Source organism: Bacteroidota bacterium, from assembly GCA_016711505.1.
Taxonomy (GTDB): Bacteria; Bacteroidota; Bacteroidia; order AKYH767-A; family 2013-40CM-41-45; genus JADKIH01.
In genome coordinates, this window is sequence record JADJSV010000001.1 from 819,125 (window position 1) to 830,424 (window position 11,300).

An 11,300-nucleotide genomic window follows, 5' to 3' on the forward strand; every position below is an offset into this window, starting at 1 on the left:
AAAAGACGAACTTTTATTAAAAGGCTAGGAATTTAATTTTGAAAAAAGTACAGTCATCACCAGTATGCGTTTAAAATATGACCACAAAAAACCTTATGAAAAGGTAATACCATTCTATAATTATTATGAACCAAAAGATTCTATTCTGATTCCGAAGTATTTTTATGTCCCGCAAGCTTGGGAAAATATAATCCGGATGATTGACGCCAACGGAGTAAAATCGACACGTATAACGCAGGATTCAATTTCAAGTGCAACCACTTTATATATCAAAGATTATAAAACGACAGGTTCTGCATATGAAGGCCACTATCTTCATTACAAGACTCAAACAGAATCTAAAGTAGAAAATAACAAATTTAAAAAAGGCGACTATTTGATCGATTGCAAACAAAAGCACATAAGAATACTTCTTGAAACTCTTATGCCGTCAGCCGAAGACAGTTATTTTAACTGGGGATTTTTCGATTCAATTCTTCAACAAAAAGAATGGTTTTCTGCCTATGTGTTTGAGGATATTGCTGAAAAACTTTTAGCAGAAAACAGTCAACTGAAGAGTGATTTCGTTAAGTGGCAATCTGAACATCCGAATGAAGATGAATATAGTCAGCTTTACTTTGTTTACTCACACTCTGATTATTTTGAAAAGAGTTTTAAGAGGTATCCGGTGCGTCTGATATACTCTAATTAGTATCGTGTTGGTGTTTCTACTTACTCTTAAACTTACTCTTAATCTTTTATTAGTGTAAAAGTTAGTTTAAGAGTAAGTCAAAAAAAATCCGGGCTGCGTATACAACCCGGACTTCCTCTCTGAAGAATTAAACAGTAACTTTTAATCCATGACATCACCTGTTCTCACATAGAGATCCTGCAGTTTTACTGACAGTTCTCTGATCAGATCCAGATCATCGACAGACAGCTGGCTAAAATCATCGCTGACATTAGAAATTTGTTTCTGTTGACGTTTTGTCTGTGGATATTCAATCTCTTTACATAAGATGTGATCGAGTAATCCGTTAAAGTATCGCTGGCGATCAGCCGGATTTAACTTTTTGATTAAAGAGCGGATACTTTGTACATGACTTTCAATTTCCACTTCAATGTGTACATGATTAGTTTGATTTTCCACAACTTTTAGTTTGGGAAAATCTCTCTCCGTTGATGTGTTAAGTTTGTTGATTTCTTTGCGCATGGGTCTTATTATCTTGTACAGACAATATTACACCACACAGAAAAAAGAGTTGGACGATGATTGTGTAGTTCTTACACTACAATGGTAGCAGCGATCATCACCGGATCTGCCATTTTCTTATTCTTAGGCCAGAAAAACTTGAAATCTGCACCTTTACCAAGGTCAGATTCTACCCAAACCTTACCACCACCTTCTTCAATTATCTTCTTTACGATGGCTAATCCGACCCCTGTACTCTCTACATCGTCACGACGATTCAAGGTCTGGAAAATAACAAAGATCTTTTCATGATACTGTGGCTCAATTCCCGGACCATTATCTTTAACGGAAAAAGTAAACCCATCGGGAGTTTCAGTCGAAGAAAAAGTAACTTTGATCTTATCCTTATCATTATATTTAATGGCATTTCCGATCAGATTACTGAAAACCTGAGACAGCCTGATTCGATCCGTATATAAAGTCGGCAAAGGATTGTTGAAGATTATTTCTACATTCTCCGGCTTACCAATAAAATCAACTGTTTCTTCTACGAGTTTATTGGTATCGATTTGTTCGTCTTCACCAACACGGCGATCTGCACGTGAATAATCCAGGATGGCATTGATCAGATCTTCCATTCTGTTTACACGCTGTTTGATCATGTCAAAATTAGTCCGGACTTCTTTAGTCATTGTATCACCGGCATCTTCCTCAATCCATCCTGTTAAATTTCCGATTGCACGCAGTGGTGCCTTAAGGTCATGTGAAACGATAGATGCAAATTTGTCGAGTTCTTGATTTGACTTTTCAAGATATTCAGAATACTCCTGGAGCTTTTTGTTATTAAGTATTAATTGATCTTTTTGAGCACTGATTCTTTGGATAATGACATTTTTACTGCTATTCAAGTAATTGCTTTGTGCAGCTACCAAAAACAACCCAAAAATAAATGTTGTTAAAGCATCCTGATGAATCAGACTGCTGTCTTCTTTAAAAAGCAGATAGTTTGAATAAGTTGTAAATTCAGAGATATAATAGAAGTATCCCACATTCAAAATTGCTGCAATTGTAAACATAGTCCCACCTCTTGGGCCAAAGAACATAAACGCAGTCATAATGATAACGCACATATACATTGTACCTGTATTCATTATCCCTCCGGCTGTATATGCCTGGATATGTATTACCAGAAAAGTACCGATTAAGGCTACAGAATAAGCTATCGGTAATTTTGTTAAATTGTTAACTGTCAAAAAGTTAACCATTATTACTGTAGCTAAAATATACATCAGCGTTGCAGTCAGACTACTACCTTCAAATGTGGCAGAAATTTGAATGGCCGTAAATAAGCTAACGCCAAATCCGGTAAACGACAAAATACGAAACAGCGAGAATCGCTGTCGTGACATTAGATCGTCAGTTGAGATTCGCTCGTACAAGTGTTGGCGCAACAACAATTTTAGAAGCAATTTCATGTTATTTGGTATTCAGAATATATGAATATACGAATTTTGTCATGTTTTAGATACCAAACTGTAATATTTGGAGTCAATATTGTATTTTTTTAAAAAACTATTGTTTAAAAATTGAGTTATATACCCTGAGGAGCTTATGAATTAATTTCTACTTTTGGACAATTAGTTGATTAGTTTCAAACCCGTCTTACTTTCACTAAACTGCTGTATGGATAAATTAGTAAATATTCTTCTTGTTGACGACGACGAAGTGGATTGTATGAATGTACAGAGAGCATTCAAAAAAAGTAGTATTCTGAATCCTTTGACAATTGCACATAATGGTGTTGAAGCTTTAGACCTGCTCAGGGGTACAAATGGTGCCGATAAGATCACACCTACTCCAAGGGTTTTTTTTATGCAACAAGCTTAAAATGCTTAATAACATCTGCCATACTTGAATTAGAATCTTCAAGCGCTTTTGGCAATTGAACTGAAATTTCAGTCAACAGATTTTCAATATCCTCGTATGTCATCAATCGATTTATAGGTATTCTTAATCCGGTATTATTATATGATACACTTGGGAATACGCTTAAATTAAAGAAGTACCCAAGGTTCATCATTCTGCGAACCATATTGCAACCTACATCAGGCTTACCTACACCGATAAAAGCTATCGGAGATTCAGTTTCATTGACGAGTGGCAGTTCAAGTTTTTTAGCAGTAGCATTAAAAAATGCAACTTTAGCTTTCAACTCATCCTGCATAGTATAAATTTCATCACTCAAATGAATCTTCGCTGATTCGATTGCTGCTCCGAGAATCATTGGAGGCATTTGAATTCAAAAGATGAATGACTTGCTGTTATTCTTTACAAGTTTATGAATTTCTGCATCAGGATAAACTAATAATCCGCCTGCTGCACCGAAAGCTTTTGTTAACCCGGTTGTAAGATATAACCGTGGATGATAATCACCCTGACTGGTAACAAATCCTGAACCATGCTGCCCTGTCCAACTCATTCCGTGAATATCATCGATGTATAAATGAAGTTGCTCATATTGGTCTGCAAGTCTGTATAGGTCCTTCACAGGAGCCAGATCACCTTGCATTGAATAAACACCATCAGCCATATACCAGATCTTCTTGTATGAATCTTTTAATGTCTTAATGCTATTCTCCAAAATATCGATACGATTATGACGTACGATCTCTGTATGAATATCTCTGTTCTTCAAAAACTGAACTGCTGTCTGAATGCTATCATGAACCTGTGCATCCATGATCACTGCATCATCCTTTCCGACAAGTACCGGTATGTTTGACATATGTCCTACAGTCAGTGACTGCAGAAGCAATACAGGTTTATTTAAAAAGATCTTACTTAAAAGATCCTCTGCTTGCTCATAGTATGCAGATGAAACATAAGCTCTGGAAGAGCTGAACTGAGTACCGTATTTACGGATGGCATCAATAGCACCATTTTTTAATCGTTCATCCTGCTCCAGTCCTAAGTAACCACAACTTCCGAAGAAAAGTAATTTCTGGCCTTTGATTGTGATGTGTCTTCCATCAAGAGAGATATCCTCTGTATTGGTATGAACGATTCCTAATTTTACTGCAATAGCCGCCACCTGGTTGACGATGTCCATGACCATTTCATGCTTGTCTTTCAATTCTCTCATAACGTTGTTTTTCAGAAATTTCGCAGCTGAAATTTCCCGGATGATTTTTTAATTATTACGATTCCCCCTTAAAAAATGATACTCTTTACTTACAATTTATCTTTATAAATTGCAGCCGGATTTCCTTGACCGGCTGCAATTTACAAAGGTATTTATCTTATTTACCTGACTAAACTCACGTGTCCAATATGAATTTCCTTCTTTTCGTTTACATCAACTGTTGAAACTCTGTAAACATAAGTATCAGATTGAGCCGGATTGCCATTAACTTTTCCATCCCAGCCACCTTTTACATCATTCCATTCAACGATCTTTAATCCCCAACGATCATAGATCTGAACCTCTACATTTGTTACATTATGAGTGTACACTTGAAATACATCATTCTTCGTATCTCCGTTTGGAGTAAAGGCATTTGGAATATAGATTTCAGCACTAGGGCGGATCTCAATAAAGCGAGTCACTGAATCAATACAACCATTCAGGTCAATAGTGATCAGATCGACTTCATACGTTCCTACATTATCATAAATATGAGTTGGAGAATAAACCGAAGAAGTATCACCATCTCCGAAACTCCAATAGAATGTACCTTGAGTTGACGTCTGATTTAAAAAGTTAACCAGTGGCAGGAAGTCTGTCGCCTGAGCTTCATTAGAAGTAAAGTCAGCTACAGGCGAAGGATAGATCTGCAATGCATTAGGACGTAAGAAAGTTGTCGTACAGCCACTGTCATTCGTTGCCGTTAAGCTCACTGAATACCATCCCGGTGCATTATATGTATGAACAGGATTCTGAATGTTTGTAGAATTACCATCACCAAAATTCCAATTATAATATGTGAAATTACCAACTACCAGGATCTGAAAGATCAGAGAAATTTACCTCATAGCCCTGACAAACATCCTGAGCAAGGAAATCTATAATAGGTCTTGGATTGATTCGGATTATACCATCAGCACTATCCTGACAACCATGGTCAGTTGTTGTAAGTAAATGAATAGGATATACACCCGGATCCTGATATGCATGTGTCGGATTTCCCAAAGACGATACTCCATTGTCCCCGAAAGTCCAATAGTAATTACTGATGGTTCCTGTCGGAACGGTTGAAGCATTTACGAATATAGCAGCTTCTTCTTCACACGCCGATGGTACACTGAATTCTGCCACAGGAAGCGGGAAAACATTTGCCTGACTGGTATAAGTATCTGTGCAACCATTCTGAGAAGTAACAACCAACGAAATCGGATAAGCACCATAAGTTGAATAGGAATGTGTCGGTGACAATGCACTTGATGTGTTGCCATCACCGAAAGACCAAGTGTAGTTAAGCGGACTTGCATCACTGATCATCGATTGGTTCTGGAAATTATTTGGCAGACCAAAACAAACTGAAGTACTTGCAAATTGCGAAATCGGCGTTGCCCAAATTGTTTGCTGACTTGAAATGGTATGTTGACATCCATTGTCAGAAGTAACTGTGAGATTTACTGTGTAAACACCCGGATCTGTATAAGGGATGTCAGGGTTTTGTGCCGTCGAAGAAACATTGTTACCAAAATCCCAATTCCAGACGGAAATATTTCCTGTTGTAATTGCTGACTGATCCGTAAAAGTAACAGTGTTATCTTCACAAATAGATCCACTTGAAACAAATTGAGCTACAGGAATCGGATTTACCTGTACATCGATCTGATCAGTACCGGTACAACCATATTGATTTGTAACCAATACAGAGTATGAACCCGATGATGCTGGTGTAATATTATAATCAGGAGTCGTTATCGATCCCGGACTCCAGATGTAATTCGTTCCACCTGTCGCATATAATGTAGTTGATTCACCAAAGCATATCGACTGATTAACTCCTGCATCAGCATTAGGCACCGGATTAACAGTAACAGTTGTAAAGGCAGTATTCTGACAGCCATTTGCATCTGTTACCAAGAAATTGTACGTAGTAGTTACTGCCGGACTAACTGTAATGGATGCAGTAGTAAATGCACCGCTATTCCAGTCATAGATACTTCCACCGGAACCATTAAGAGTTGCATTGAAGCCAGGACAAATACTTTGTGGCAGACCTGCATCGGCTATTGGGAGAGCATTTACAACTACAGGAATTTCCATTGTATCTCTACATCCGAAATCTGATGCAATGATCAGACGAACATTGAAGTTTCCTGAAGTTGAATATAAATTCGAAGGACTAGGTACACTTGAAGTATTACCATTTCCAAAATCCCAATTCCATGTATTGATAGATCCGGCAGACAACGATGAGTTGTCTGTAAAGGCTATTGAATTATTTACACAAACAGGTCCTGAGCTGCTGAATGCTGCTACCGGAATAGGATGTACATCTATTGTAGCTGATGCAGTACCTGAACAACCAATTGCATCACTTACAGTAACTGTATAAGTTGTTGTTACTAATGGAGCGATAGTTATAGAATTCGTTACAAAATTTCCGGGTGTCCATAAGTAGGCACCTGTTCCATTTACAACTGAAATTGTTGCTTGTTCACCCTTACAAACTCCCATATCGTTAGATACAGAAACAACCGGCATTGGATTTACGATCACATTTGATTGTCCGGATGCAATACATCCATTTCCATCAATGACTGTAACAATGTAAGTTGTACTTGCTGATGGAGTGACTTGCACATTCTGACCTGCTATAGCACCGGGATTCCACTCGTACGTTGAACCACCAGTTGCGCTTAAGTTTGCAGAAGTACCTTCACAAATAGTCTGATCCGGTCCTACTCCAACAATCGGCAATTGGTTTACTGTTAAAGTCATTGCATCATTTGCCTGACAGCCGTTGTTATCAATAACAGTAAGAGTATAATTTGTAGTCAGAATTGGTGATACAGTAATTGATTGAGTGACCTCAGAATTATCCCAACTGTAGTTAGCAAATCCGGATGGCCCTACTATGTTGGCATTTTCACCTATACATATAGCATCATCCGTTAGATTTATTGAAGGCAGAGGATTGACATTGACATTCTGTTGCGAGACGCTTTGACATCCTGCACCATTTGTTACAGTAATCGTGATCGTATAATTTCCGCTTCCTGAAAATACATGTGAAGGATTTTGCGAACTGCTGGTATTACTTCCTGAACTTGGATCACCAAAATCCCAAGACCACGATGAAGGTGATCCGGATGAGATATCAGTAAAGTTCATTGCCTGGCCCTGACAAACTGCAGGAGCAGTGAATTGTGCAAAAGGAATATTCGTATTAACGGTCAGTTGTTCAACAATAGTGTCTTTACATCCGGCTGCTGTTGTTACGATCAATGTAACATCGTAGGTTCCGTTGGTTGTGTATTGATGCGTTGGATTCTGAATATTTGCTGTAGCACCATCACCAAAGTCCCAATCCCATGCAGATATTGAACTACCGTTAATAATTGTTGAATCCATGAACTGAACCGGACTACCATTACAATTGTTAGTGAAATAAAAATTTGCATCAGGCACTCCTATTCCCGGAAGTATATCAACTACATCTGTATCGGTACATCCATCAGAAGTTACAGTGACGGTATATTGCCCAACCGGAACTTGCGGCCTGAATGGACCTATCGTTCCATCATCCCATAGATAATCATAAATTCCATTTCCCCAAGTTGCAGAGGCTGTAAGATCTGCACGTTGTGCACATGCAATTGTCTGATCTGCTCCTGCATTTGCTTCCACACCATTTACTGTAATACAATATGAGTAAGTGTTTGTTCCCTGGAACGGACAATTATCATCCTGAACGGTAACTGTAAAACAGTATGGATTTAAACTTATATCACCAGTTGTTGGAGACCAGGTAAAAGTTGCCGAATCTCTATGTCCACCGGTAGTTACAAAAGTAGCACCCGGAATCGCAGAATTCCATGGTTAGCACAAACTTCTGCATCAAAAGATGGCATACCATTAATTCCGGTAGCAAAGGGAATGATGTTATTACAATTTTCAACCGTGAGCTGAACATCACGTTCTACTTGTCCAATTAAAACTCCGTTTCTGTATTCATTCACTAACACAGCAAAAATCGAAACGTCGACCTGAGAAGGAATAAAACAAAAATCACCTGTAACAGGATCAAAAGAAATATTAGTATTCTGAATTGGTTCTTGAGTAGAATAGCCCGGTAGATATGTGATCGTATCTCCAGGGCCTGGACCCCATCTTGGAGTCATCAATTGATATGTCAGTGAATCGCCATCAGCATCGTAACCACCATGGTTAAAACAAAAACGTTGACCGACGCATGCGAAAGGTACCGGCGGATTCGTAAATACTGGTGAGCTGTTACATAATCCGTTTGTATTGTTGATCGTTGAAAATACGTAAAGATTATCAGTACCATTTCCGACAATTGTTGTGATCGCCGCATTCCGCGCCGGCTCACCATGACCTATCTGCCAATCAGCACAAGGACCCGGTAAGGTAATTACTGCCTGATAAGTCCATACTTGAATTCCAATATATGACCCACCATGACATTCCGTAACTGCAGTCGGACAAGTTGTAAGGACATCTTGTTCTGTTCCTAACTGCGGAATAAAAACTGTTTGCGAGGGATAACCACAACTGTTTGTGATCTGAACATCCATTGAAGTGGATGGTAAAATTCCATGACAGTCTCTATAAAAGGAAAAAGTCACTAAGTACTGTGAGGCTCCTGTTATCGGATCTGTACTTATACATTCGTAAGTCATATCAGATCCCATTGCATGTGATGCAACTGATCGATTAGAATTGAAAATAAGAATGGTCGCAAGTAAAAAACAGCGTACCAGAATTTGGGTTAGTTTTTGTTTCATAGTATTCCTGTTTAGGGTTCCAGGGATTATTGAAGTTATCTGCTAAAAATAATAATTTTATTGGCACTACTGTAAGATTTTCCGTTAAAATGACTATTTTTTTCAACAAACCATAAAAAAAGCCGTTTTCAATGAAATTTCAATTCTCTTTCATTGTTAAAAACGGCTCTTTTGACCTCTAAAGGAGGTAAATTTCTACTTCAAAACCTCTACCAAGGGCTTACCAACAGAGCCACTAGGAAATTCAATATTCAAAAGCGTACAAATTGTTGGAGCAATATCCATGATGCTAACCTGATTGTGACCTTTTCCTTGCGGAATATTTTTTCCGTAAAAAAGTAATGGAACATGCGTATCGTAGCGATAACCTGAGCCATGTGATGTACCTGTTTTAGTACTCCAACTTAACCAACCGGATTGCAATTGTATAATAACATCAGAACTTCTTTTCTGATTAAAACCATTTTGAATCAGTTCATACATACCGGACCGATGAGTACCACTCAATAAATCACTTGCTGTGACCGCTGTTGCTACGCCTTCAAATCCAATAACAAATCGTGCACATCGTTCCTGAATGTCTCGTAGATTAATGTTCTTCTTCTCAATCAATACTCTGTCCAGATAGATGTTCTGTGAATTTGTATTCATGATGTAATCAGCAGTTCCGTAAATATTATTCAGATAACCTTTCAATGAATCAATGATAGGTTTCATACTGATTATACCACCCTTTAGATTGTTATCACTACTGAAGACCGGATTATTTGCTGCTGCGTGATCAGCAGATAAGAATAATGTATAATTATCTTTCCCAACATACTCATCCAGGGACTTTAGAAGATCTGCGATCTCTATATCCAATCTCAGATACGTATCCTGCAGTTCAATCGCATTGATCCCAAACATATGTCCAACATAATCCGTTGAGGTATAACTGATGGCAAGCAGATCGGTTTCATTTCCCTTTCCAAGTTTTTCATTCTTCAGGATCTCTTTTGCAAACATTGTCGTCAACGTATTTCCCATCGGAACCTGACGAATCAATTCACTGCTTGAATCTTTCAGTGCAGGTAAATTATGCGGGAAAGTCGGTGTCTTTTCTCCAGCGAATAATCCTTCATAAGGTGTCTTATCAGGTGTACTCTCAGTATATTTTTCAATGGGCAATAAAGTTGTCCAGGGCTTTGATAACAAACTATCAGCAACTTTTCTCTTATTAAAATTCTCTACCCATTTCGGAAGTTCATTGAAATAATAAGTGCTGCTTATCATATTATTCGAATAAGGATCATGCCAGTATGCTGCATCAGCACCGCTACCTGCAGTAAGTATCGATCCTCTATCCTTAAGAGCAACACCAATTACTTTTGATCTGAAATTCGATGCAAGTTTTAGTTCATCTCCAATGGTTGATGTGAATAAATTTCTCGGCGACATTTTGCCTGAAACACTCGTAGTTCCCAGTGGTTTTACTGTTGAATCGCTTACGCAATAAAGAGCCTTACGGGAATAACGATCATACCAATCATTACTTACAATTCCGTGATTAGCGGGACCACTCCCCGTGAAAATACTTGCATGCCCACACCCGGTATAGGTTGGAACATAATCGAAAACAGCATTTGTATAATTAAAGCCTCCGGTTAAGAGTCGTTTGAAACCATTCTCGCCGTATTTGTCATAGAACCGGACCAGGTAATCGTAACGCATCTGATCGACGACAATTCCTACTACAAGTTTTGGTTTCTTGTAAACGCTTCCTTTTTCTCTTATCTTGAGAAAAAGCATTTGGAAGTGATAAACATTAGCACTAGCATAATTCCTTTTGAAATTTTCATTTTTGCTTCATTCATAATATTATTATTTTCTCAACTATACTGAATTATTGATAAGGTTGAAACTTACATACAACCATTCCATTAGTTATAATTTTTTGATTTCCCAGCTGATCATAAACTTTGCAATTAAACAGAGCTTTAAATTTAAAATACGGTCCCATTGCATCAGTTTCTGTTAACGTATCAGTCACCAAAAAATTACTTCCGGTCTGATCACTCCCGGAACCTGATGAATAATTCGTATTAGAATTAGTTCCAAAAACAACAACAATTCCACTATCAGGATGAGTAGAGAAATTGTGATT

The 11,300-nt window shown here is 38.0% G+C and carries 11 protein-coding genes; 2 read left to right on the forward strand and 9 right to left on the reverse strand.

Translation table 11 applies throughout. The features are described 5' to 3' along the window. Positions 1 to 64 precede the first annotated feature (64 nt). A complete protein-coding gene (locus IPL24_03555) occupies positions 65 to 691 on the forward strand; it encodes a hypothetical protein (protein ID MBK8362767.1) in 627 nt (208 codons plus the stop codon). A gap of 141 nt (positions 692 to 832) precedes the next feature. On the opposite strand, the gene IPL24_03560 is transcribed toward IPL24_03555, so the two are convergent. Then, entirely contained in the window at positions 833 to 1,192 is a 360-nt protein-coding gene (locus IPL24_03560) for a hypothetical protein (GenBank protein ID MBK8362768.1), read from the reverse strand. A 71-nt stretch (positions 1,193 to 1,263) separates the two neighbouring features. Beyond that, on the reverse strand, positions 1,264 to 2,646 hold the full coding sequence (locus IPL24_03565; protein MBK8362769.1) for a hypothetical protein: 1,383 nt from the start codon (positions 2,644 to 2,646) through the stop codon (positions 1,264 to 1,266). Positions 2,647 to 2,854: 208 nt separating this feature from the next. On the opposite strand from IPL24_03565, the gene IPL24_03570 reads away from it, so the two are divergent. Next, a complete protein-coding gene (locus IPL24_03570) occupies positions 2,855 to 3,058 on the forward strand; it encodes a hypothetical protein (GenBank protein MBK8362770.1) in 204 nt (67 codons plus the stop codon). Here the strand turns inward: IPL24_03570 and IPL24_03575 are convergent. The 7 genes from IPL24_03575 to IPL24_03605 form a co-directional block, all read right to left on the reverse strand. After that, positions 3,042 to 3,455: a hypothetical protein gene (locus tag IPL24_03575; protein ID MBK8362771.1), complete on the reverse strand. Its 414-nt coding sequence runs from the start codon at positions 3,453 to 3,455 to the stop codon at positions 3,042 to 3,044. The two genes, IPL24_03570 and IPL24_03575, sit on opposite strands and share 17 nt — an antisense overlap. Before the next feature lie 15 nt (positions 3,456 to 3,470). Then, positions 3,471 to 4,313 carry an aminotransferase class I/II-fold pyridoxal phosphate-dependent enzyme gene (locus tag IPL24_03580; GenBank protein ID MBK8362772.1) on the reverse strand — a complete coding sequence of 281 codons (843 nt, stop codon included), beginning with the start codon at positions 4,311 to 4,313 and terminating at the stop codon, positions 3,471 to 3,473. Positions 4,314 to 4,474: 161 nt separating this feature from the next. Continuing rightward, the gene (locus IPL24_03585; protein MBK8362773.1) at positions 4,475 to 5,068 is read right to left on the reverse strand and encodes a T9SS type B sorting domain-containing protein; all 594 of its coding nucleotides are present in this window, start codon (positions 5,066 to 5,068) and stop codon (positions 4,475 to 4,477) included. Between the two features lie 91 nt (positions 5,069 to 5,159). Then, positions 5,160 to 8,033, reverse strand: coding sequence for a PKD domain-containing protein (locus IPL24_03590; GenBank protein MBK8362774.1), 2,874 nt, complete (start codon positions 8,031 to 8,033; stop codon positions 5,160 to 5,162). Positions 8,034 to 8,188: 155 nt separating this feature from the next. Further along, a complete protein-coding gene (locus IPL24_03595; GenBank protein MBK8362775.1) occupies positions 8,189 to 9,154 on the reverse strand; it encodes a hypothetical protein in 966 nt (321 codons plus the stop codon). 195 nt (positions 9,155 to 9,349) lie between these two features. Next, the gene (locus tag IPL24_03600) at positions 9,350 to 10,945 is read right to left on the reverse strand and encodes an alkaline phosphatase family protein (protein ID MBK8362776.1); all 1,596 of its coding nucleotides are present in this window, start codon (positions 10,943 to 10,945) and stop codon (positions 9,350 to 9,352) included. Between the two features lie 94 nt (positions 10,946 to 11,039). Continuing rightward, on the reverse strand, positions 11,040 to 11,300 hold a 261-nt coding region (locus tag IPL24_03605), incomplete at its 5' end, for a hypothetical protein (GenBank protein ID MBK8362777.1).

Excerpts from the sequence above, each read along its gene's own strand:
- IPL24_03595 (MBK8362775.1), bottom strand. The coding sequence starts at position 9,154 with ATGAAACAAAAACTAACCCAAATTCTGGTACGCTGTTTTTTACTTGCG.
- IPL24_03555 (MBK8362767.1), top strand. The coding sequence starts at position 65 with ATGCGTTTAAAATATGACCACAAAAAACCTTATGAAAAGGTAATACCA.
- IPL24_03580 (MBK8362772.1), bottom strand. The coding sequence starts at position 4,313 with ATGAGAGAATTGAAAGACAAGCATGAAATGGTCATGGACATCGTCAAC.
- IPL24_03575 (MBK8362771.1), bottom strand. The coding sequence starts at position 3,455 with ATGATTCTCGGAGCAGCAATCGAATCAGCGAAGATTCATTTGAGTGAT.
- IPL24_03570 (MBK8362770.1), top strand. The coding sequence starts at position 2,855 with ATGGATAAATTAGTAAATATTCTTCTTGTTGACGACGACGAAGTGGAT.
- IPL24_03560 (MBK8362768.1), bottom strand. The coding sequence starts at position 1,192 with ATGCGCAAAGAAATCAACAAACTTAACACATCAACGGAGAGAGATTTT.
- IPL24_03565 (MBK8362769.1), bottom strand. The coding sequence starts at position 2,646 with ATGAAATTGCTTCTAAAATTGTTGTTGCGCCAACACTTGTACGAGCGA.
- IPL24_03600 (MBK8362776.1), bottom strand. The coding sequence starts at position 10,945 with ATGCTTTTTCTCAAGATAAGAGAAAAAGGAAGCGTTTACAAGAAACCA.